Genomic DNA, 24,610 nt, shown 5'->3' with positions numbered 1-24,610 from the left:
TGAACCTTTGAACATTTTTGACTTCTCTACTCCCCGAAAACAACAAAACCCAGACATGACATCCGGGTTTCATTCGTTATTGATCATTAAATCTTATTGCAAACCGTTTAACTCTTCGATGAAGTAAACACCTTTATCTTCCATCATTTGACGAATAGCAGGGAAATCTTTTTTCGTTTTAGCTTCGTGGATCTTCGTCAAAACGTCATCTCCAAAACTCAATGCTTCTTCAATCAGTTTATCCGTAGCTTCTGTTTTAGATTCGTTATACAATTGGATTGAAAAACACTCATCCAAAACGTCGATGATCATCCCGTTCAATTGTTTCTTGATTACTCTCTTATTTGCCATATTGATACTATTTTCGACAAATTTAAGGAATATTCAGGGACTATTCGTTAATTTCTGTTGCCACGACATTTGTTTGACAAATCACCCACTAAAAAATCCGTAAATTTGTGGCGTGAATTACGCAATTGTAGATATCGAAACAACCGGTGGGTCAACTAAATCTTCCAAGATTACGGAAATCGCTATATACAAGCACGATGGAACCCAGATCATCGACTCATTTGCTACGCTGGTGAATCCCGAAATGCCTATCCCTGAGTTTATCTCCAGGTTGACCGGAATTCACGATAAAATGGTGGAAGATGCACCTAAATTCTATGAAATTGCCAAACAGATCATTGAATTTACAGAAGGGTGTATTTTCGTAGCTCACAATGTGGGTTTTGATTACGGGATTATCCGCCACGAATTCAAACTGCTGGGATACGATTACCGCAAAGCGCATTTGTGCACGGTAAGAGCTGCACGCTATGTCATCCCGAACCACGAATCTTACAGCCTGGGTAAACTGACCAAAGCTTTGGGAATTAATCTGGTAGACCGGCACCGCGCCAAAGGCGATGCAGAAGCTACCGCACATTTGTTTACACTCTTGCATCAAACGGATTCAAAAGGCCTGCAGACATTTATACAGGAAGAAGTTAATCCGAAGATTTTGCATCCGAACCTGGATCTTGATGTACTGGAAGAAATTCCGAATAAACCAGGAGTTTACAAGTTCTACAACGATGCAAACCAACTAATCTACATCGGTAAAAGCAAGCACATCCGCAAACGGATCGAACAGCATTTGAAGAATTCCAAAACACTCAAAGGTTCGGTTATGCGCCAGGAAATTGCACGGATCGAATTCGAACTGACCGGCTCCGAACTGATTGCTTTGCTGTTCGAATCGGAACTGATCAAAGTACACAAACCTGTTTACAACCGGGCACTTCGAAAAAGCACTTTTGCTTACGGATTATTTGATTACCAGGATCAGGCCGGATACCTGCAGCTTTATGTAGATAAGATCAGTAAAACATCCAGCGCGCCGATTACGACATTTACCACGAAACGCGAAGCCAATGAATACATTTTTGGCCTGGTTGAAAAACACCAGCTTTGCCAGAAACTGTGCAGCATTGAAAAAAGCAACGGAAGCTGTTTCGGCTACCAGGTACGCAAATGCCACGGAGCATGTGTGGGAACCGAACATCCGGAATCATACAACCAACGTGTAAGCGAACTGATCAATTTGCTGACTTTTGACGACGATAATTTCTTTATTGTGGAAAATGGCCGCGACAAACGCGAAAAGAGCGTAATATGGATCGAAAACGGCTCTTACCGCGGATTTGGATTTGTTCCGTATTATACGATGAAACAAGCTCACCGGCATTGGCTGCGCTTTATCGAACTTCACCCGGAAGATAAAGATGCGCGGACCATTTTGCGCTACTACCTGCGCAAGAACAGTGAAACACTGAAAATCCCTTACGGAGGATAAGAGACAGAGCGGGAATTGGGAACGAGAATGATGTATGATCCTCGTACCTGGTCAGTTTTCAAACAAATTAGAAGTCTTCTTCATTCTCACTCTCATTCTGAGTTAGTCTTTTCTCTGAATTAATATGTTCCCCACAAGCAGCGCGAGAACCAATGAAACGATCACTATCATAGCGTGTTTTTTTACAAGTTAAATTGTTCAAAAGGTTCCACAGTTCCAAAGTTTTAACTTTATTGAACGCTTGAACTCATTGAACCTTTTCCATTTTGATTGAACTCTCTTCAAAAGGTTGTAAAAAAGAGCATAAAAAAAGCGGCCGATCTATTGACCGGCCGCTTTCAACTATCTAAGTATGATTATTTCTTACTCTTGATCTTGAATGACTTCGTGAAGTCAACAAGGATCGGTGTAGCAACACACAGGGAAGAATAGGTTCCGATTACAACACCTACCAATAGTGCGAACAGGAATCCTTTGATTGCAGGTCCACCGAAAATGAACATGATCAGCAATACCACGAACAAGATCATGGATGTATTGAATGTACGGCTTAGCGTTCTGTTCAATGCTTCGTTGATTACTTCTTTCGCTTCGTGCTGGTTCTTGTCAAAGTTCAGGCTTTCACGGATACGGTCGAATACGATCACCGTATCGTTCATCGAGTAACCGATTACCGTAAGGATCGCTGCAATGAACGCTTGGTTCACATCCAGGCTGAATGGCAGGATACCATGCAGTAAAGAGAACACCGAAAGAACGAACAATACGTCGTGCGCCAATCCTAAGATCGCACCCAATGAGTACTGCCACTGACCGAAACGGATAAAGATGTATGCAAAGATCGCGATCAAAGCCAATGTAATGGAAAGTGTTGCAGAAGACCACATTTCTTCCGAAACGGAAGCAGAGATCGAGCGTGTATCCGTTACCTGGATTTCTCCGGATTTATCCTTGATACTTGCAAACCCGTCTTTCATTTTATCTTCTACTTTGGAAGTTGCAGATGCGTCAGCCAACAAATAGTTGGTAGTGATTTCTACGTTGTAAGCGTTGGATTTTGTTTTGATCTCTACGTTGGATTTCTCTCCGTTCGCTTCGATGAATACCGATTCCATTGCTTTTCTTACCGTTTCGATGTCTGCAGGTTTCTCCATTTTCACACCGAATGTTCTACCACCCGTAAACTCAACACTTTGTTTCAAACCTCTTGTTGCGAAAGCAGCGATACCAAGGACTGTAACGGTGATTGAGAAGATGTAGAAGTACTTTCTCTTACCAATCCAGTCGAAATGGAAGTTCGAGAACATGTTGTGTGTATACTTCGTACTGAAAGTCACTTTTCTTCCTTTTTCCAAAGAAGAAGTAATGATCAATTTAGAAATAATGATCGCTGAGAACACCGATGTGAAGATACCCACGATCAATGTTGTTGCGAAAGATTCGATCTCCCCTGTTCCGAAGATTTTCAAAATCATTGCTACCAACAAGTGCGTTACGTTCGCATCGATGATAGAAGGCAATGCTTTGATGAAACCGATATTCACCGCTTCTTCGGAAGATTTTCCGGCAGCATTTTCTTCTTTAATACGTTCGAAAATCAAAATGTTTGCATCGACCGCCGTACCGATTGTCAATACGATACCTGCAATACCTGCCAATGTCAATACTGCTCCGAAAGAAGCCAAACAACCGAAGATCAATACTACGTTCACTGCCAAAGCGATGTTTGCAACCAAACCTCCTTTTCCGTAGTAGAAGTACATATAAATGAATACTGCCAGGAATGCGAAAGCAAATGAAATCAATCCCGCTTCAGAGTTTTCTTTACCGATTGTCGGTCCTACTTTTGTTTGCTGCTTGATCACACAAGGTGCTGGAAGTGAACCACCGTTCAACAACCCGGAAAGGTCATCTGCTTCAGCAATGGTAAAGTTTCCGGAAATCTCTGTGCTTCCTCCTTTGATTGCTTCGTTTACTACCGGTGCGGAATAAACCACGTTATCCATCGTAATTGCTACGGAACGTCCAACGTTTCTTTCTGTCATCTGAGCCCATTTCTGAGTTCCGTCGATGGACATGGTTACGCTTACCGTAGTTTGTAAGTTTTGCTGGTTGAATGAACGAACGGCAGATTTTACATCTTCACCTCCGACCATTGCTTTTCCTCCTTCCGGAATTCTTACAGCATATAATACGTATCCTTTTTTACCGTCACCGATATCTTCCAGGTTAGCAGACCACATGAATTTCAAATCCTGAGGGAACAGGCTGATTACATCGGAACGCTTCAAAATTTCGTCTACTTCATCTCTGTTTTCTGCATCCGCAGTACCCAATCCCATTCCAGGCTCCACTTTCAAATAGTCGAACAATGGTTTTTTAGCACCAGCCATAGGCTTGGAAGAAAGAGAAAGTGATTTTGCAGGTTTCACAACAGCTTTAGCCGTATCTGTTCCTGTTGAATCAGCAGTATTTGTTGTTGCAGTGTCAGCTTCCGTTTTCTTGATCTCAGGACTTCTTGAAACAACGTTCGCATTGGATAATCCAACCTGGATTCCCTGGTCTGCCAATACGTAAGTCTCATAAAACTCAAGGTTTGCAGTTGATTGCAATTTCTTGGCAACTGTTGCCTCATCCTGAACTCCCGGAAGTTCGATATACAAACGGTTCTTACGGGACTCTTTCTGGATATTCGGCTGCGCAACACCAAACTGGTTGATACGCTTGCTCATAATCTGCTCAACTCCGTCCATCGAACTTGCAATCTTATCATGGAAATAAGAAGCAACTTCTGAATTTGTAGAGTTGTAAGACAATTCTTTTACTTCACTGATATTTAATTGGCGAACCAATTTGTCTGATCCGTTCTTCTTTTCAAAAGCATCTACAAACAAATCGATGAAATCTCCTCCTTTAGTGGTGTGGATTCTGTAAGCTTCGTCAAATGGTGCTGAGAATTTCAAATCTCTTGCATTGCGTGCATAGGATTTAACAAACGCAGGAACATCGATTTCCATCGTTACACTCATACCACCTACAAGGTCCAAACCGAACGCTAGTGAACGTGCTTTTACATCCTTGAATTTTGATCCGATAACAGGATAAACAGCTTTCTCTGCTTTCTCCGTCAATACCTGGTTGATCATTGCTGCCTTCGCAAGTTCAAACGCCTCTGGCTTGTTGAAATCGATGATAGTTCCATTAGACAAAGCAACTTTATTGCTGTCAGTAGCAGCAGCCTTTGTTTTTAACTCTTCGACCAGACCCAGTGCCTCACGTTCAGCATCGTTTTCAACGCCGATTGCTACCCAAGTAAATGATAATTGATACACACATACTCCGGTAAGCAAAATCGTTAAAAACCAGAAAAATCCTTTATTACGCATTTTGATTGATTGTATTTTTTAAGCCCGCAAATATATCATTTACGACTATCAATGTCAACTTATGTGTAAAACCTTTTAAAAAAAAAGCACACAAGACTATTCAACCCTTTTGATATCAGGATTTTAGCGCGGTAAAATTGGTTGATTTGGAAAGAACCGTCTACTTCCTGAAAAATAATTCAGGAAATGCCTCTTGCGGTTTTTGTTTCAGCAGGGCAACTTTCAGGAAGGATTTCAGGAATCCCATCCCATATCCGTAAAACTGGATCACACAAGCAATTACAGCAAGCGCACCTATTCTAATACTTCCTGTTTTTAGAACTCCGGAAACAAAAAGAACTCCGAAATACAACGGGTAAAGCAGCAGGAAAAATGGTGTTACGAATAGTCCTAAAATGAGCGAAGCAACAAATCCTAAGCAGAATAAGGTCGGGAACCAAAACGTGATTTTTTTGTATGCCGGATACCAGGAATCCAAGATTGGTCTCGCTTTTCCGAATTTATTGACCTGTTTGTAAAATTTCGACCAGTCAATTCTTCTTTTGTGGTAAACATAGGAATCTTTAAACAGCTTGCTTTCAAAACCCATTTCCCACAAACGAATGGAAAGGTCCGGATCTTCTCCCGGGTGAATATTCCCAAATCCTCCTGAAGCTTCGAAAGCTTTTTTGGAAAGCCCCATGTTAAAGCTCCGGGGCTGGAATCGCCCTATTTTTTCAGATCCACCGCGAATACCGCCTGTGGTGAGGAAAGAGGTCATTGTAAAATTAATCGCTTTCTGAACATCCGAAAAAGAATCCAGCGCATTGTCCGGTCCGCCGAAGCAATCTACATATGTTTTTTCCAAACCCGCAGCAACTGAACTCAGATAATCGGGCGGTAAAATACAGTCGGAATCCAAAATCAGGAAATAATCTCCTTTTGCAGCCCGCATTCCATAATTCCGGGAGTCACCCGGCCCTGAATTCGGTTTATTGTAATAGGATATGGATAATCTGTCCTGATATGATTCAATAATATCGCCGCAAGGAATAGTAGAACCATCCTCCACTACAACCACCTCGAAATCTTCCGGATAGGTTTGCTCGGTCAAGCTTTTTAGCAGCTCATCTATTTCATCTGGCCTGTTGTAAACGGGAATAATAAATGAAAAATACATGGATTCCTTTTCGGCAAAGTTAAAATTTCAGCACACATGCAATTAAAAACCAGCGTAAATGTTGCTTACAATACGGGTCATTCTTCTCCGTAGGATATCAGGCGCATCTCCAGTAAGTGTCCTTTTTTCACATTGTTGGGATTGCCGTTGTTGATGATAAAATCGCGGAAGTATTTGTGTACCAACCCTACTCCACGGGCGTAAACTTCGTATTTGCGGCGTGAATCAATGTAGGATGAAAAATCTTCCTGCTCCACGGTTACGGTTGAAGCATAGGTATTTCCTCCCAAAGAATAAGACTGATGAATACTTGAATAATAGCATTCCAAAGGTTCCAGCGTATTGTAAGCATTCATATTCCATTCGTCGTCTTCACTCGGTGCAAAAACCAGTTTGATAACGCGGTTATTTTCTTCTACCAATTCTGCTTTTCCATCGTATTTGATCGCTGTCCAGACATCGTGTATGGTCCAGGGACCGTTTGCATTCGCACTGTAATAACGCTCAAACTGCTTTGCCTGACGGCCTGAATTATCGGTAATGGTATCGCCGACAAGCGTTTTGATAAAATAATCGAAGGTGTCTCTTACATTTACTTGCTGATCAACGATCACTTCATGAACGGAATAGATGTTGTAATGGCCTTGTTTGAGGGGATAATAATCGTAATACATGCTGAACTCATCGGTTTTCTTGCACGAATTGGCTGCAAGAAAAACAATCAGGCATGAAAAAACGATTGCTATGGTTCCGATTTTTTGAATCACGGACGGAAATTACAAAAAAAAGCGGATTCAATTCGAACGAATTGATCAAAAGAAAGATCCGGACGAAGAATTAACCGTTCGGATTGATTCCTTTTGCCTTACACTGCTTCAGATAAGAGTCAAGTTCCTTACCCTCAATCCGTTTCCCGTAACGGTAATACTGTTTCCCGGTTTCTTTCCCGGTTTGGTCGTGCGCAGATTGCCAGCCATGCTGAATTCCTCCTTTAAAGCGTTCCGTGATCATCACTTTTCCGTTCGGGTGATTGGTAATTGCTATTCCCTCTTTCTTCCCGTTGACATACGTCACTTTGCTCTTAATAATTCCGGTGTCGAAGTATTCGATCACATCACCGTGGATCACTCCCATTTTATAAGGAGTTACCTTAGCAGGTAGAATACGCTTGTCACTCGGATCTTCCATTACATAATAAATCGTCTGGTTCCCGTTCAGTTTTCCATTTGAATACGTTTCTTTCGTGCTTAATTTCCCCGAAGGTCCGTAATATTCCCAAATGCTGTCTTTTTCCTGGTTTTTGAAAATTCCCTTCGCCATCAAAACACCGTTCTCGTGGTACATGACCGAAGTAGAACGTCCTGTTTTTTCATCATGTACGACAATGGCTTTTTTCTTGGTAGACGCATAATAATAATAGAATGTTCCTACGGGCTTATCGTCTTTAAACTGGCCCTTATATTCAAAAGCACGCGATTTGGGATAAGTTTTCTGCCAGGGGCCCTGTTTTCTTCCCTGTGTATCTTTTTGATTAACAGTCTGGCCCCAGCTCAAGGGAGCAATAAAACACAATGCGGTAAAAAGAATTCTAAATCTCATCGGTCATTAAGTTTATAAATGATTCCAGCGAATCACAAGTTAAATCAGCTGCTGGATGTTCCTCAGCACCTGTGTGCCTGATGAACACCGTTTTCATTCCAAGTTTCCTGCCAAATTCAATGTCTGAGTCTGAATCGCCCACCATGATCGATTTCCGGAAATCAACTGCCGGAAATTCCGATTGGGCTAAAAGCGCCATTCCTGAATTCGGTTTTCTCAAAGTTGAATTTTCTGAAGCTAAATTCGGGGCAAAATAATACTGATCTATGTGTCCGTTTTCAACTTCGAGTAATTCACTACAATAACTGTGAATCTCCGAAAGGTTACGCTCGGTCATGACTCCCTTTCCGATTCCCTGCTGATTGGTTACTACGAAAACGTGTGAAAAAAGGGTGTTTGCTTTGGAAACAGCCCTGGCAACCCCCGGAAGCAATTCGAATTCTTCCCGGGTTTTGACATAATCACCCATCAGCCTTACATTGATTACGCCGTCACGGTCCAGGAAAAGTGTCCAGGAGCGGTCAACATGCCAGTTTTTCATGAAATATCAGATTTCAGTTTCTACCAGGTAATGATTTCGGGTGGAAGAATTACGGCCTATCAACTCCGCAAGGAATCCTGCCAAAAAGAATTGAACTCCCATGATCATCGCTGTAAGCCCCACGAAGAATTCCGTGCGTTCCGCCAGCTTAATGGCCGTTGAATGCACAAACAACTTATCAATGGCCAGGTAAGCCGCAATTCCAAAACCGACAATGAACAATAAAGATCCCATTGCGCCGAAAAAATGCATCGGTTTCTTCCCGAATTTCCCCATAAAGACAACGGTCATCAAATCCAGCGGACCGTTCAGGAAACGGTTCAGCCCGAATTTAGTGGTTCCGTATTTACGTGCCTGGTGAATCACCACCTTCTCACCTATTTTATTGAATCCGGCAAACTTCGCCAGCGGCGGAATATACCGGTGCATATCGCCGTATAGTTCGATACTTTTTACCACCGCATTTTTATAGGCTTTCAGTCCGCAATTGAAATCGTGTAAATGAATCCCGGTCATCCTGCGCGCCGCCCAGTTGTAAAGTTTCGTAGGAACGGTTTTCGTAACCGGGTCGTAACGTTTTTTCTTCCATCCGGAAACCACGTCGTAATCTTCTTCGGTAATCATCCGGTGCAATTCCGGCAGTTCATCGGGAGAATCCTGCAAATCTGCATCCATGGTAACCACCACTTTTCCCAACGCAGCCTGAAAACCGGTATGCAGTGCGGCTGATTTTCCATAATTGCGCTGGAATTTTATTCCCCGGACATTCGAATCGATTAACTTCAACGATTCAATAACTTTCCAGGAACCATCCTTACTTCCGTCGTCCACAAAGATGACTTCGTAAGTAAGCTTATGATCGTTCAATACCCGCTTGATCCAGGCATGCAGTTCCGGTAAAGACTCTACTTCATTGAATAAAGGAACGACTATTGAGATTTCAAGTTGATTTTCCAACGCTTTTAAACTTTTGAACAAAAATAAGAAAAATCTTTGCTTTTGAATGATCAGGGCCAATCCAGGATTAGTGCGGAAATAATTTAGGATCATTGGTCGCAGACAATCGCTCTCTCAAAGACTCCGGACACGGTAGATCTACAGAAAGAAGATTGCGGCAAGGATAAAGATCACGATGATTGCAATGTATTGCCATACATCCACAAAATAAGGATAGAGTTTTTTGTAAGTTCTTTTGATTTTAGACATCCCGGCAATTTTTGGCTAAATTACTATTTATCGCGCTCATCTCATCCGAATGAGAGATGTCATTTTGTCGGTTTGAAATTCTTTAAACTGTCTTTTTGTCTTAAAAAGAGCTCAAAACGGGTTTTGGTTCGCGATTTGACTGAAAGAAATCAAAATTACAAAAAATGGATAGCAACCAATTTACAATAAAAACACAGGAAGTCATTCAGGCAGCTCAGGAGTATGCTCAAACAGAAGGGCATCAGGCTATCGAAAATGCTCACCTGCTGAAAGGGATTTTTCTGAAAGATGCAGATGTGGTTCCTTACTTATTGAAACAATCACAGGTAAACCCGAAAACAATAGAGCTTGCTTTGGACCGGATCCTTGAAAGCCAGAGCAAAGTTTCCGGCGGACAGATCTATCTTTCCCCGAAAGCACAGGAAACACTGCAGCAAGCTTTAAAAACCGCTAAAGAGAACGGCGACGAATATGCAACGGTAGAAATGCTGTTCCTGGCTTTGATCGATTCAAAAGACCAGATCGGGCAATTACTGCGTGATGCGAAACTCGACAAGAAAAAGGTTATAAAAGATATTATGGAATTAAGAAACGGAGAGAAAATTACTTCCAACCAACAGGAAGGAACTTACAAATCGTTGGAAAAATATGCCAAGAACCTCAACGAATTGGCCCGGGAAGGGAAATTAGATCCTGTGATCGGTCGTGATGACGAAATTCGTCGGGTACTTCAGATCCTTACACGAAGAACAAAAAACAACCCGATCCTGATCGGTGAACCCGGAGTTGGTAAAACAGCCATTGCCGAAGGAATTGCGCATCGGATTATCGACGGCGACGTTCCGGAAAACCTGAAGTCCAAAATAGTTTACAGTCTGGACATGGGTGCTTTGGTTGCCGGGGCAAAATACAAAGGTGAATTCGAAGAGCGCTTGAAATCGGTGGTGAAAGAAGTAACCAGCGCCGACGGTGAGATCATCCTGTTCATTGATGAAATCCACACACTAGTCGGAGCCGGTGGCGGTGAAGGTGCAATGGACGCAGCAAATATCTTAAAACCAGCATTGGCAAGAGGTGAACTCAGAGCAGTCGGAGCAACCACTTTGAATGAATACCAGAAATATTTCGAAAAAGACAAAGCATTGGTGCGCCGCTTCCAGCCGGTTTTGGTAGACGAACCGGATACCGAAGATGCAATTTCGATCTTGCGGGGTATCAAGGACAAATACGAAAATCACCACAAAGTGCTGATCAAGGATGCGGCAATCATTGCGGCAGTTGAATTGTCTCAAAGATACATTACCGAACGCCATTTGCCGGATAAAGCAATCGACTTGATTGACGAGGCTGCTTCCAAATTGCGCATGGAAATCAACTCCAAACCGGAAGAACTGGACGAACTGGAGCGACGTATCATGCAGCTGGAAATCGAGCGCGAAGCCATCAAGCGTGAAAACGACACCAAAAAACTGGAAGTCCTGGGTAAAGAACTGGCTTCCCTGGAAGAACAACGCAATGCTTTCAACGCCAAATGGCAGGCTGAAAAAGACATCGTGGAAGGTGTTCAGAAAACGAAGGAAATGATCGAAAACCTGAAACTGGAAGCCGATCAGGCCGAACGTTCGGGAGATTATGGAAAAGTTGCTGAAATCCGCTATGGACGAATCAAAGAAGCCGAAATCCAGCTGGAAGAAGGCAAGAAGAAACTGATCGAATTACAGGCAAATTCCAAGTTGATCAAGGAAGAAGTTGATGCACAGGAAATCGCGGACGTGGTTTCAAAATGGACCGGTATCCCGGTTTCGAAAATGGTCGAAAGCGAAGTTTCCAAATTACTTCGCCTGGAAGACGAACTCGGAAAACGGGTTGTTGGCCAGGAAGAAGCAATCGAAGCACTTTCGGATGCCGTAAGACGAAGCAGGGCCGGACTACAGGATATGCGCAAACCGATCGGTTCGTTCATCTTCTTAGGTCCTACCGGAGTCGGTAAAACAGAATTGGCAAAAGCATTGGCAGACTTCCTGTTCAACGATGAAAATGCCATGACGCGTATCGACATGTCGGAATACCAGGAAAAACACAGCGTAAGCCGCTTGGTCGGAGCGCCTCCGGGATACGTAGGATACGATGAAGGCGGACAATTGACAGAAGCCGTTCGAAGAAGACCTTATTCCATCGTGTTATTGGACGAGATCGAAAAAGCACACCCGGATGTATTCAATATCCTGCTGCAGGTACTGGACGACGGGCGCTTAACAGATAACAAAGGAAGAACGGTAAATTTCAAGAACACGATCATCATCATGACTTCCAACATGGGATCTCATTTGATCCAGGAAAGCTTCGAAGGCGTGAAGGAAGAAAACCTGCACGACGCAATGGAAAAAGCAAAATTCAAAGTATTGGAATTGCTGAAACAAACCATTCGTCCGGAATTCCTGAACCGTATCGATGAAACGATCATCTTTACACCGCTCAACAAGCGATATGTCAGACAAATCGTTCAGTTGCAATTGGACCAATTGAAAAGTATGTTGCTTGAAAAAGGAATTAAAATGCACATGACCGAAGAAGCAAAAGCACATTTGGTCGAAGCAGGATACGATCCGCATTTCGGAGCAAGGCCGGTGAAACGCGTCATCCAAAAGCAGGTGCTCAACGAATTGTCGAAAGCATTACTGGCTGGAACACTGGATACCTCACTGACAGTTGTGATGGATATCTTCGACGGCAAAATAGTATTCAGAAAACCGATTTCCCAGGAAGAGGAAATCGATGCAACTAACGGATAAGAACTTTTTTTCATAGAGTAGTTTAGTTTTAGGTAGATAGCAGGGCCGCGATTAATCGCGGCCCTGCTTTTTTTGACACTAATTTCCACCCTTACCTTTGTTTTTCAACTATTTTTGCTCCTCAATCCAACAACAATGAAACGCAAACGCAACTGGTCCAAAATCATCAAACGAACTTTAATGATCAGCTTACTTTTGGGACTTTTTTGGTTCTTCGGGGCCAATTGGGCCATCGAATCCAATGCAGAAGGAAAAGTATTCGACCGGGTAAGTGAATGCCCGGAAGTGAAAGTTGCCCTGGTACTTGGTACTTCCCGCACGAACCGGTATGGTAACGACAACCTGTACTTCTCTTACCGGATAAAAGCCGCAGTAGAATTATACCGCGCCGGGAAAGTCAAATACATCCTGGTTAGTGGCGACAACAGCATTCAAACCTACGACGAACCTACCGACATGAAAAACGCACTCGTAGCAGCAGGAATTCCCGCAAATCACATTTTCCTGGATTACGCCGGTTTTCGAACACTGGATTCCATGGAACGAGCCCTGAAAGTATTCGGTCAGAAAGAAGTGATTGTAATTTCACAACGCTTCCACAACGAACGCGCCATTTACCTGGGAGAGCATTTCGGGATGACTGTTTATGGCTACAATGCAAAGGATGTCGCTAAAATGGGAGGTTTTAAAACGAAAGTCCGCGAACGCTTTGCCCGCATGAAAGTCTTTTGGGATATTCTATTCGGCGTGGATTCCAAATTCCTGGGCCAGCCGGTAAAAATCGGATAAAACAGTAGGGACGTAAAATTTTACGCCCCTACTGTTTTTATATTATCTTCCTATTACCGACAAAACCTGTATCAAATCTTCCGGTTTGTTCGTTCCGATCAGGAGTTTTCTGCCGTCTTTAAAAACCAGTTGCAAGCCCATTCTCCCGGAAACATTAAAAGCCCTTCCCTTGCCCATTAAACTGTAGCGTATTCCCCAACCACCATATTCGGCTAAAGGAGCATACTCCCGTACGTACATCTGGTCGATGTCTTCCCACTTGTAATTGCGGAACTTCAGTTGGATCGGGTAAAAACGTACCGCAATGCCGGTATCCGTAATGCGCGTTTCCAGTTTCATGATGAAAAACAACAGGGAAAGTACTAGCATAAACAGGAAACTGATCAGCAGCATGGCATTTTGCACGATATTGTTTCCAAAGGGTGTCCCGAACAAAACCTGGGTCACGATGAAAAAGCCCATTACTCCTTTAATTCCTGCAAAAAGAAACCACAACCACCACTGTCTGAATTTCTGCGTTTCCGAAAACCGTTGATAATCCTTCATACTTCTGCTCTTTTAGATTTAACTAATATTTCCAACAACCATTGTCCCGTTCTGCCTGTTAAAGCACCCGAAACGATTCCACACACATCAACTATCAAAAGGTTCAAACCTGATGACGCTATTTTCAAACAAGAACTAGATTAGTACTACCTGCCGGTAAAAGCGGTTTCATTTAGTAAAGTGAATAGCATCAAGTGAGTCATTTAGTGTTAACTCAAATATAACATTATTTGGATTAATTCTATCTTAAATTTGACTCAATATCGGAAATTTACTGTCATTAACCCCGTCTGTCACAGGCAACCTGGTGAATCACTTCTCATTATGAAAATTATATACATTTTAAAAATACTCTTTGTACTATGTGTTTTTAACGGATATACACAAAAAGACCGGTATAATTCCATAGATACCGTGATTGAGTACACCGATGGTATCACAAAAGAAATACACCTCAACTTTACGGGTAAAACGCAAGGCATTTACTGGAATACACTACCGAAAAATCACCAATTGAATACTTTAAAAATTTTTGCAACAAACAATACAAGCAAACAAATTAAGGTGATCCGTGTTCCCAATCCCGATGGCAGAATTAGTTTCCTGGGCAGTGGAAATATCGTTCTTAAACCCGGTGAATCTCTTATCATTTCAGCAAAAGCACAATTCGTTCACACACCTTTCTCCCGACCACTGGAGATCGAATATGAAATCGATGGAACGATCCGGTTACTTCATGTATCAACCTGGGGAATAATGGACGAGAACTACATTCGGGAAAAAGTTCCCGAAAATCCTGAAAATTATGAACAGGTTAAGTCCGAATTTCCAAAAATAATTAAGGACGAAAATCGTATAAGTACTTACGATGAATCCCAGAACTGTGCTTCTCATATAGTAGAGATGGAACCCAACAAACGGATCGAATACTTTTACAAAAACTGTGAACTTATTTCGATACGAACTGAACTCACTGAGAACAATCGCACATATGCCATACAAGATGAGGGTACTTTTGAGAATGACTTCCTGAAAAGCGGAAAGCGTAGTGTTTATTATGACCGCCTTCATCTTAGTTATTCCATAAATGTGGTGGACGGGAAAAACACAGATACCCTTTTTAAGGGAAGGATTGTCAATAAATATACTCCTTCAGGCCAGAAAACAGGCTACTGGATTCTTACGGGGAGACAGTGCGATTATTCGATAAACTGGCAATACCTGCTCGATTGTGACGTTTGCATGCAATTCTATTTTCGCCGGAATAGCAAAGAACCGGATACTATTTTCACCTATGACCTAACCGGCCGTTTGTCCGAAACAAAATTCTTCTCAGCAGATTCTACTTTCCGGATAACCCGCAAATTTTACCCCAACGGTTTAAAAATGTCGGAATTCTATCAATACACGAACATGTCAAGATTTGACAACTTTTTAATTACTTTTTCAAATACAGTTCCTGGAGAGATTATTCGTAAAAACTATTCCGATCAAACAGAACTATATTATCAAAACGGGAAAGTCATCCGCAAAACAGGACCTAAATTCGGATATAAAATGAATATGGAAATGCCTGTTGAATTCCAGATTCCTTACACCGAAGAAACGGGGGTTTTTAAAGGAGAAAAACTCTTCAACGGAAAAATTGACTATTACGATAGCTATTCAAAACTGGTACGGACAGAAAAGGTAATGAACGGCAAAAAAGTCCGTTAAATTATTTCGGCAGTTTGTCCAGCATAAACAAATACGGTTCCAGCTGATGATTCAAAAAAATCGCTTTCCGGTCTTGCGGGAACTTTGCGTAATAATCCACATCCGGGTACAAAATAATGTAGTTTCCACAACGCGTAAAAGAAGAGGATTCAGCGAGTTGCGGCGGTTCAAATCCGGTAAGGTTTTTAGTCAGCAACTTCCCGATCTTTTTCCCCAGGTTCTTCTCAAAGCGCCGTTGCGTTTTCCGGGAAGGACGGTCCATTTGATTGTACATACTCCGGACGATCAGCCTGGGAAAAAACGGCAATTTCTTCATGGCTTTTTTTGCATCCCTGAACGGATTGATTGCATTAAAGTCGTTGACAGTTTGAATCGAGAACGGCGATTCCGGTACCCAATCCAGCGCGTTTACGGTGTTATACGCCCAGCCGCTCTGGGTCATTTTTTCGTAATAATACGCGAAGTATAAATTCCCGGGCTTTGGTGCCGCACTGCAGTAAGTCTTAAAGCGAACATCTTTTGGAATAATCCCGTTTTCCTGCATGATGAGCAAATGCGCCGTCAGCAAATAAGCCAATGCACCGCCCTGGCTGTGCCCGGTGATGTAAAAATCTTTCTTTCCCCGGTCGATTTGTGCAAAAAGCAGGGAATCCATATCCTGCCACAAACATCCGAGCGCTGTCGTCCAGCCCACATGCACCAATGCTTTCGGGTCTTTTGACAATTCGTAATAGAACGTGTCCTTTTCGCTTGTTTTGATCCAGCCTTTGGCAGGTATCATTCCTGCATAAAAATTAGCTCCCCAGCTGGTAGGCTTAGCTGTTGTGCCGCGCAAAGACAACACTCCTACTCCATCTTTGTCTTCCCAATAATCCCATTTATTGTCGAACCCCAATGTGGGCGAACGGTATTTGAACTGAAAACGTTCCGGGCCCGGCAAGGAATCCCACATCAACGAATCCGCGAAACGGAAATTCACCTTCAGCAATTCTGCTGCTTCACGCTTATCGTACCCGGGTTTCAAGGAAGTCTGTGAAGATGCCAAAGCCGAAAACAAAACCAATAAGAGAGTCAGTGTATTTTTCATGAGATTAAATTAATTCCGACAAGTAATTCATCAGCAGGATCAAATGGTCTTTCTGCCCATGCATCAACCGGCTGGTATAGGTCAATGATTGTACGCTTCCGCCTCCGCTGTATGCTTCCTGCATGAATTTTCCGATCAGGACACGCTCTTTATCCATAAGCGCCTTCCAGGATTGCTGCCAGGAAATGAGCAACTCTTTATCATCCGGCTTCATTTTTGACAAAAGTATTCCGTAGTATTTATCAACCAAAAGCTCATATTCGGATGCACAAGCCAAATTGGCCTTATTCATACCCAGGTTGGTCAGGTCTTTCTCCAGTTGTTTCCGGTGCAGGTTTTCCACCACGAATGTATCTTCCAAAAATAAGCGCCGGATCGAATCTGAAAACTCACTCTTTCCCTGTACTATTTCTGTTTTCCCTGCCAGTTCATGGCCTTTCTGTCTGAGCTCGGCACGCCATTTGGTTTTTAATTTTTCCATTTCAGCATCTGAAACCTGGGCAAACAAGAAAGAGGATTGAAAGAAGAGTATCAAGACGACAATTCGGGAGATCATGTTTTTCTTTTAAAAGTATAAAATCCAACAGATTTACAGCAATGATGAGAAACTTTCCGTTAAAAAAAGAAATCCATACCAGCCGCCACGGATTGAAGACCTTTTTAGTATTTTTAGTTCGAATTACTATTTAGCGCTACAAACTTATGAAACAAAGCAGATTTGCTCTTGCGGTATTTTTTACATTACTCGGTACATTTTCCTTCTCCCAAACAGAAAAACAACTTGATTCCATCCTGAATGTCTGTTCAAAAATGAAAGATGATACGAATAAAGTCATTTTCCAAAACGAGATTTCCTGGTCTTTCAAATATTCACATCCCAAACAAATGGAAAAACTACTTTTCGGGAATGTGAAACTTGCCAAAAGCCTCAAATACAATCCCGGAATTGCTTTGGCATACAAGAACCTGGGAATCCTGATGGACGAAGCGGGGAATATCTCTAAATCCATCGAATGTTACCAGCTTTCCATCCGCTACTACAAAAAAGCACACGACGAAATGGGAGTCGCAAAAAGCGAAGCCAACATCGGAATCCTTTACCGCGACCAAAAACGCAATAAAGAAGCGATCGAAAAATTCCATGCTTCCAACAAGGTATTTATCAAAAACAATTTCCTGCAGGGACAATTGATTATTTATGAAAACATCAGCATCTGCTATGAGTTTGAAAATCAATTGGATTCCGCAACGGTCTACATCAAAAAAGCCATGGATATCATGAACCGGCTGGGAACCGTTGAGCCGGATGTTTACGGCAATTATGCCAATATTTTCATGAAGCAGAAAAACTACCCGAAAGCGATCGAATACTATGAAAAGGCCATTGCCATTGTCGGTTCTTCTTCGAAAGGGATTACCTGGACAGACAACCTGGGCCTGGCCTACTACGAACAAAAGCAATATGCCAAAGCACTTCCGCTCATTGAAGCCAGTATTAAAAACGCCAATAACATTTACAACGCAAATGTGATGGCTACGCACATGCACCTGGCAAACGTGCATCATGCCATGGGAAATGACCGGGCGGCTTTTGGCATCTTAAAAACATATATCCGGATTAAGGATTCCATTTTTTCCCTGAAAAATGCACATCAGCTTTCCGAACTGACCGAAAAATACAAGTCCGAAAAGAAACAGATTCAAATTGAGAATCAAAAGAAACAGATCAAAAGCGAGCAAAATCAAAAGTATTTTTTTGCAGGAAGTATGATCGTTTTCATCGGGCTTGGATTCCTGCTATTCCGGTCATTGAAGCAGCAGAACAGGGCCAATAAAATCATTTTGGAACAAAAGAATGTCGTGGAAGACCAAAAAGATGCGCTGGAACACAAAAACCGGGAAATCCTCGATTCGATCACCTATGCAAAACGCTTGCAGGATGCCATTCTTCCGGCAGTTGATTACTGGCACCAAACTTTACCGGAAAGTTTTATTCTTTACAAACCGAAAGACATCGTTGCCGGAGATTTTTACTGGCTGGAAACTCATACGGTCAGCAATGGGACAGTTTCTGAAGATTATTTGTTCTTTGCAGCCGCAGATTGTACCGGGCACGGTGTTCCGGGAGCAATGGTGAGTGTTATTTGCTGCAATGCACTGAATCGTTCCGTTTTGGAATTCAACCTGGTTGAACCCGGGAAAATCCTGGATAAAACCCGCGAATTAGTGATTTCCACTTTCAACAAAAGTGTGGAAAACGTGAAGGACGGAATGGATATCAGTCTGGGATGTTTAAACGTTAAAACGAAGGAATTACTGTGGTCCGGGGCGAATAATCCCTTATGGATTGTTCCTGCACAAAGCAACGAAATTATCGAATGGAAACCCGACAAGCAGCCTATCGGAACTTACGCAGATGAAAAGCCTTTCAATACCCGTTCGATGATTCTTGAACCGAAAACAACGATCTATTTGTTTACCGACGGTTATGCCGATCAATTCGGAGGTGAACACGGAAAGAAATTCAAATACAAACAGTTCAAGGAATCGATTCTTGCTATTCACGACCGTCCGATGGATGAACAAAAAGAACACCTGGAAACAACTTTTGAAAATTGGAAAGGCGCGCTGGAACAGGTGGATGATGTTTGTGTGATCGGAATAAGAATTTGATTGAAAATAACTCATGTAGGGACGCGATGCATCGCGTCCCTACATACCTGCATATTCCTATCCAATTATTTATTTTTCGCTTCTGCAGCAATCAGCAGTTCAACAACATGTGTATGACCATTTTCTTTTGCAATCTCCAACGTTTCAACAAATGAGGGATCGTTCTTGTCAAAAAAAGCACCGTTCTCATACAATGAAATCAATGATTCGAAATTTCCATGTGCTCCGGCATAATAAATGACTGAATATCCTTCCTTGTCTTTGGCATTTACATTTGCACCATGTTGGATAAGAGTTTCAGCAAGCATCGCCCGATTCTTATAAACAGCAACCATTAATGGGGTTCTTCCCGATTCATCTGTTGAATTTGGTGAAATTCCGTCTGCAATTGCTTGTTCAACACCTGCAATATCACCTTCCATAGCAGCTTCAAATAAAGGATTAATCATGTTCCGTTTTTTTATAAAAATACAATTTTCAATGTTTCCCGCCGATTACCCACTTTAAATCCACAAAAACAGTTCGTGGTTTCGGAGGCCCGTAAATGAAATTGCTGTCGCGGTACTTGGATGTATCGAAGTCGCTCTGATAACTATCAAACAGGTTTTGTATCCCGATCCCGATGCGAACCGTTTGCTCAAATCGATGAATGTGAATGGCACGCTCTGCCCGGATTCCGACATCCCAAAAAGACTTCGTTTTCAGGATAACATCGTAATCCAGTTCCGGAGCTCCGCCAAAATGCGGCACCAGCATGCTTCCGGTGTACACACAGCTGATTGATCCGGACCAGCTTCCTTCCGGGAAGATCGAAATGGTGGAAGAACCGTAAACATTCGGTGTGCGCAGAAATCCTTTGATCGGTTCTACTTCCAGCGACCATTGCTGCGCTTCTGTATACCGTGATTCCTGGTAAGTCACATTTAAATCGATCTGCACATACTTATCCCAGCGCAAACGCACCGATTCACTCAAACCGCTTACTTCCGCATTGGAGCCATTTGTTCTTAGAAGCAACGTTTTATCCGGATCATCACTCTGGATTTCGTTCAGCACGAAAGAATGGAGCAATTGCGTGTGAAATAGCGTGAATTCGGAGGAATACAGCATCCGTTTTCTTCTTCTGCTCCAATTGACCTGCGCCGAATAAGCATGCGACTGTTCACTTCTCAGGTTCTTATCCACACGGATCTGGGAAATCCCGCCGTTGGCAAAAGCAATGTGCATATCGGTTTCAAAAACCTGTGGGGCCTTAAATCCGTTGCCGTATGACAAACGGAACTGCCATTGTCCGTTCGGTTTGAACAAAACGGCAGCTCTCGGAGTTACGATCAGGTTCCGGACCTTCGAATGGCTGGTTGTACGCACACCGGCAACAAACGACCACTTCTGTCCCAAATCCAGTTGTTCCTGTAAAAATCCGGCGAATTGCGTAATGTTTTGGTCGATGTAATAGTCATATCCCCGGATTTCATCCCGGATAGCATCGTAATAGTGTTCTGCTCCACCGATCAGCGTGGATTTGCTCTTTTCCCCGAAACGTTGCAGAAAACTGAACTGAACTCCCGACTGCAAAGTCACATTATCCGTTTTTCCCCAAGCTTCCGCATGATCGACACCTGTGTAATGATGCCGGTTCGTTTTTTGGTAGCCGGTATACGCCTGTACATTCCATTTCTTATTCCTCGATTTCCACACCCCGGAAAACTGACCGATGCTGGTTATCTGGTTCCGGAACTCGCTTTGATCTGCCTGCTGCGGATCTCCGTTCCACAATTGTCCACCCTGCCGCTGTTCGTGCAGGATCCAAAAATCGGCATGCAATTCAATGGACTTGCCCAGGTTCTGAAACCCATTGATTCCCAACAGAGAGTTATTCACTCTCGGAATTTCGGTAAAACCATCTCCGTTGCGGTCGTATCCGTCGCGGATTTTGTTCATTCCCGAAAATAAAAACCCGCTCTTTTTGGATTTGGAGACAAACGCACCGTTCAACTGCACCGCCTGTTCTACCGGTCCTTTCGGAGTAAGTGAAAATTTATCCGACACTTCGATGAAATTATATTCGGGGTGTTTGGTAATGATATTGATTGTTCCGGCAATGGCATTTGAACCATAGAGCACGGATCCGCCACCATTCACTACCTCAATGCGGTCCACGATGTTCGTGGGAATCTGTTCCAACCCGTAAAGTCCCATCAGGGATGAAAACAGAGGCCTTCCGTTAATCAGTATCTGGGAATAAGAACCTCCCAGGCCATTCATCCGAACCTGTGTGTAATTGCAGGTCTGACAATTGGTTTCCATACGAATTCCGGGAGAAAACTTCAGGGCATCGGAAATAGATGAAGCAGAAATGGCCCGGAATAATTTCTGGTCTAAAGTCGAAACAGAAACAACACTGTTTTTTTGGGATTGTTCGATGCGGCTTCCGGTAACTGTTACTTCTTCAATCTCTTTGAGCGAATCCGGAAGCGTTCTTAGTGAATCAACAACGGGATTTTGACTCATTGACAGAGAAGCAACACTTAAGAAAACAGATAAAACTATATACCGCACAAAAATTATTTTGCACAAATATAAAACTATTTTTAGTCTTGTCTAAAATTTATTTTAAAAACAATCTAAATAATAACAAAGTAGGCGCACGATTAATCGCGCGCCTACTTTGTTGGATATACTTAAAAATGCTTGGTGAGTTTCTTTACGCAAACTCCGAAAGTTCAATCCAGCGCTCTGTTTTCTGATCGATCTCGGAAACAATCGCATTTAATTTCTCTCCGGCTTCCATCAATTGCTGGGTTGTAGCAGAAGAATCCGAAAGTACATTGGTCCATTTGACCTTTTCTTCTTCCAGGCGTTCCAGGTCTTTTTCGATTTGATCGAACTCGCTTTTTTCCTTGAAAGACAACTTGCGTTTTTCTTTGGGAGCTTCTTCCGAGATTTGCTTTACTTTCACTACTTCAACCGGTTTGTCATCCACCTGCTTTTCCTTTTTATAATCGGCTGCGGTTTGTTTCCGGTATTCGGTGTAATTTCCGATGATATCTTTGATCGCACCCTGACCTTCAAAAACGAAGAGGTGATCCACCATTTTATCCATGAAATAACGGTCGTGCGAAACCACGATCAAACATCCTTCAAACGTTCTCAAATAGTCTTCCAGAACGCTCATTACGAAGATGTCCAGATCATTCGTAGGCTCATCCAGGATCAGGAAATTCGGGTTGGCCATCAAAACGGTCATCAGTTTCAACCGGCGCTTTTCACCTCCGCTCAATTTGTGTACGAAGTTGTAATGCATACTGCGCGGAAACAGGAATTTTTCCAGGAATTGCGCAGCAGAAAGCTGGCGGCCTTTTTCCAAAGGAATGAACTCAGCAATGTCGCGAATCACATCGATCACTTTCTTGTCTTCGTCTACTTTGATCAGTTCCTGGCTGTAGTAACCGAAAACAACCGTTTCGCCCGTTACCACCTTTCCTTTATCAACCTCTTCCCTTCCCTGGATCATGTTCAGGAAGGTGGATTTACCTGTTCCGTTGTTTCCAACAATTCCCAAACGCTCCTTGCGCTGGAAGTTGTAAGAGAAATTCTCCAGGATTACCTTATCGCCATAAGCTTTCCCGATTTTATGCAATTCAAGAATTTTCGAACCCAAACGTTCCATTTTCACCGGAATGTCGATCTCATCTTCATCAATGCGCTGACTGGCTACTTTCTTAACATCCTGGAAGTTCTCGATCCGGGCTTTTTGCTTCGTTCCACGAGCTTTGGGTTGTCTTCGGATCCAATCCAATTCTTTCTTAAAGGTATTTCTTGCTTTATCGATAGTCGATTGCAATTGCTCCTGGCGTTCTGCTTTTTTCTCCAAATAGTAAGAGAAATTTCCCTTGTATTTGTAGATCGTTTTGTCTTCCAATTCGTAGATCGTATCACAAACTACTTCCAGGAAATAGCGGTCGTGAGTCACCATCAGGATCGTGGATTTCGATTTGGACAGGTATTCTTCCAGCCATTCGATCATATCCAAATCCAGGTGATTCGTAGGCTCATCCAGGATTAAAAAATCGGCTTCCGCAACTAATACCTGCGCCAGCGCCACGCGTTTTTTCTGTCCACCGGAAAGACTTCCGACCAACAAACTCGTATCGTTCAATTTCAACACGGAAAGGATCTGGTTCACTTTCACTTCCATGTCCCAGGCATTCAACTCCGTCAATTCTTCGTAACAGGCATGAATGGCTTCTTCATTCCCTTCGCGAAGGGCCTGGTTGTACTTTTTCACAATCTGCAACTCCGGCATATCGTGCGAAAAAACGGCTTCCAGGATCGTGTGGTTCTCATCCAGGTTTTCTGTTTGCTGCATAAACGCAACACGCAAATCGTTCCTGTAAACAACACGCCCGGAATCAATTTGCTCCAGGTTCATCAAACAACGCAGCAACGTGGTTTTACCATTTCCGTTTTTGGCCACAATGGCAACTTTGTCTCCCTGATCGATTCCAAAGGTAATATCTGAGAAGATGATGCGATCCCCGAAGGATTTCGTCAGGTTTTCAACGGAAAGAAAATTCATGATAATTGCTTGTTGTTTTTTTGAACGTGGGGGCGAAAATTTTTCACCCCCTACGTTCTATTTTTAAATTTGTTTGGATTTATTATCTCAATCGATTCAAAGAATCAATCGTCTTCTTGTCTTTTCTCACACCGCGGATTCCCAGGAATACCAGGACGAATGCAAGCGCATGGGCATAAAATGTGATCCCGAATGATAAATTAGTTGCTACTTCCCCACAAGTTGTACACTGTGAAGGTTCTACAACTCCGCCTAATACAATCCATGCAGAACTGAAAATGTTCAGGATTAACAGGATCCATCCAAGGAAAATCTGGCGGTGACGCATTTTGAAGGAAAAGATGATCATCAGTGCGAAAACGATCTGTACAGCAGAAAGCATCCAGAAATCAACCTTCTTCACCACTTCTTCCCCGCGGAACAAGGTATAAGCTGTTGCGTGAAAATCATCTCCCTGGTGATAAGCAAACAGGTCTGTTCCGAAAAGTGTTGATGCAACAAGTAAAGCTGCCAATAAAAAGTAAACGGTTTGTATGCGTTGGATCATGTTTTCAGTAATTTGTTCTCAAAGTTACCATTTTAGATTCGTTTCAATTCTATTCCGCCACATTTTAATCAATGAAATCCGAACCTTTAAATCTTTTTAAGAATGTGTGTGGAAAATCCTTTTAGCTTGCATCTTGCTTACCTGCAACAA

19 protein-coding genes are annotated in these 24,610 nt (G+C 42.7%); 5 read left to right on the top strand and 14 right to left on the bottom strand.

Translation table 11 applies throughout. The features are described from left to right. Positions 1-93 precede the first annotated feature (93 nt). Positions 94-351 (bottom strand): hypothetical protein, encoded by a 258-nt coding sequence (locus ABDW02_RS04070; protein ID WP_343632357.1) that lies wholly within the window; start codon positions 349-351, stop codon positions 94-96. A gap of 112 nt (positions 352-463) precedes the next feature. Between ABDW02_RS04070 and ABDW02_RS04065 the strand changes: the two genes are divergently transcribed. Next, positions 464-1,840 carry an exonuclease domain-containing protein gene (locus ABDW02_RS04065; protein ID WP_343632355.1) on the top strand — a complete coding sequence of 459 codons (1,377 nt, stop codon included), beginning with the start codon at positions 464-466 and terminating at the stop codon, positions 1,838-1,840. A gap of 356 nt (positions 1,841-2,196) precedes the next feature. On the opposite strand, the gene secD is transcribed toward ABDW02_RS04065, so the two are convergent. The 6 genes from secD to ABDW02_RS04035 form a co-directional block, all read right to left on the bottom strand. Further along, complete coding sequence (secD, locus tag ABDW02_RS04060; protein WP_343632354.1) at positions 2,197-5,226, bottom strand: protein translocase subunit SecD; 3,030 nt, start codon at positions 5,224-5,226, stop codon at positions 2,197-2,199. 160 nt (positions 5,227-5,386) lie between these two features. Further along, positions 5,387-6,385: a glycosyltransferase gene (locus ABDW02_RS04055; protein ID WP_343632352.1), complete on the bottom strand. Its 999-nt coding sequence runs from the start codon at positions 6,383-6,385 to the stop codon at positions 5,387-5,389. Positions 6,386-6,462: 77 nt separating this feature from the next. After that, positions 6,463-7,152, bottom strand: a complete 690-nt coding sequence (locus tag ABDW02_RS04050) for a hypothetical protein (protein WP_343632350.1) — start codon at positions 7,150-7,152, stop codon at positions 6,463-6,465. Between the two features lie 70 nt (positions 7,153-7,222). After that, complete coding sequence (locus ABDW02_RS04045) at positions 7,223-7,984, bottom strand: toxin-antitoxin system YwqK family antitoxin (RefSeq protein WP_343632348.1); 762 nt, start codon at positions 7,982-7,984, stop codon at positions 7,223-7,225. Next, positions 7,974-8,525, bottom strand: a complete 552-nt coding sequence (locus ABDW02_RS04040) for an HAD-IIIA family hydrolase (protein ID WP_343632346.1) — start codon at positions 8,523-8,525, stop codon at positions 7,974-7,976. The genes ABDW02_RS04045 and ABDW02_RS04040 overlap by 11 nt, the downstream gene beginning before the upstream one ends. A gap of 6 nt (positions 8,526-8,531) precedes the next feature. Next, positions 8,532-9,482 (bottom strand): glycosyltransferase family 2 protein, encoded by a 951-nt coding sequence (locus ABDW02_RS04035; RefSeq protein WP_343632344.1) that lies wholly within the window; start codon positions 9,480-9,482, stop codon positions 8,532-8,534. Between the two features lie 413 nt (positions 9,483-9,895). Here ABDW02_RS04035 and clpB point away from each other — a divergent pair, with 413 nt between their 5' ends. After that, positions 9,896-12,523 (top strand): ATP-dependent chaperone ClpB, encoded by a 2,628-nt coding sequence (gene clpB, locus ABDW02_RS04030; RefSeq protein WP_343632342.1) that lies wholly within the window; start codon positions 9,896-9,898, stop codon positions 12,521-12,523. A gap of 135 nt (positions 12,524-12,658) precedes the next feature. Beyond that, positions 12,659-13,312, top strand: coding sequence for an ElyC/SanA/YdcF family protein (locus ABDW02_RS04025; protein ID WP_343632340.1), 654 nt, complete (start codon positions 12,659-12,661; stop codon positions 13,310-13,312). A gap of 42 nt (positions 13,313-13,354) precedes the next feature. Here the strand turns inward: ABDW02_RS04025 and ABDW02_RS04020 are convergent, their stop codons facing one another. Beyond that, positions 13,355-13,858, bottom strand: a complete 504-nt coding sequence (locus tag ABDW02_RS04020) for a hypothetical protein (protein WP_343632338.1) — start codon at positions 13,856-13,858, stop codon at positions 13,355-13,357. Positions 13,859-14,182: 324 nt separating this feature from the next. On the opposite strand from ABDW02_RS04020, the gene ABDW02_RS04015 reads away from it, so the two are divergent. Next, positions 14,183-15,574, top strand: a complete 1,392-nt coding sequence (locus tag ABDW02_RS04015; RefSeq protein ID WP_343632336.1) for a hypothetical protein — start codon at positions 14,183-14,185, stop codon at positions 15,572-15,574. Between the two features lies 1 nt (position 15,575). On the opposite strand, the gene ABDW02_RS04010 is transcribed toward ABDW02_RS04015, so the two are convergent. Then, the gene (locus ABDW02_RS04010) at positions 15,576-16,661 is read right to left on the bottom strand and encodes a lipase family protein (protein ID WP_343632334.1); all 1,086 of its coding nucleotides are present in this window, start codon (positions 16,659-16,661) and stop codon (positions 15,576-15,578) included. A gap of 4 nt (positions 16,662-16,665) precedes the next feature. Then, entirely contained in the window at positions 16,666-17,217 is a 552-nt protein-coding gene (locus ABDW02_RS04005) for a hypothetical protein (RefSeq protein WP_343632332.1), read from the bottom strand. Between the two features lie 146 nt (positions 17,218-17,363). Here ABDW02_RS04005 and ABDW02_RS04000 point away from each other — a divergent pair, with 146 nt between their 5' ends. After that, positions 17,364-19,334, top strand: a complete 1,971-nt coding sequence (locus ABDW02_RS04000; RefSeq protein ID WP_343632330.1) for a SpoIIE family protein phosphatase — start codon at positions 17,364-17,366, stop codon at positions 19,332-19,334. Between the two features lie 65 nt (positions 19,335-19,399). On the opposite strand, the gene ABDW02_RS03995 is transcribed toward ABDW02_RS04000, so the two are convergent. From ABDW02_RS03995 to ABDW02_RS03980, 4 genes are all read right to left on the bottom strand, one after another. Beyond that, a complete protein-coding gene (locus ABDW02_RS03995) occupies positions 19,400-19,783 on the bottom strand; it encodes an ankyrin repeat domain-containing protein (protein WP_343632328.1) in 384 nt (127 codons plus the stop codon). A 28-nt stretch (positions 19,784-19,811) separates the two neighbouring features. After that, entirely contained in the window at positions 19,812-21,893 is a 2,082-nt protein-coding gene (locus ABDW02_RS03990) for a TonB-dependent receptor (protein ID WP_343632326.1), read from the bottom strand. A gap of 145 nt (positions 21,894-22,038) precedes the next feature. Beyond that, a complete protein-coding gene (locus ABDW02_RS03985; protein WP_343632324.1) occupies positions 22,039-23,913 on the bottom strand; it encodes an ABC-F family ATP-binding cassette domain-containing protein in 1,875 nt (624 codons plus the stop codon). An 82-nt stretch (positions 23,914-23,995) separates the two neighbouring features. Further along, positions 23,996-24,460: a DUF4293 domain-containing protein gene (locus tag ABDW02_RS03980; RefSeq protein ID WP_343632322.1), complete on the bottom strand. Its 465-nt coding sequence runs from the start codon at positions 24,458-24,460 to the stop codon at positions 23,996-23,998. Between the last annotated feature and the right edge of the window lie 150 nt (positions 24,461-24,610).

Source organism: Fluviicola sp. (assembly GCF_039596395.1).
Lineage (GTDB): Bacteria > Bacteroidota > Bacteroidia > Flavobacteriales_D > Crocinitomicaceae > Fluviicola.
Note: the sequence above shows the minus strand (reverse complement) of the source record. Positions and strands in the feature narration are given on the sequence as shown.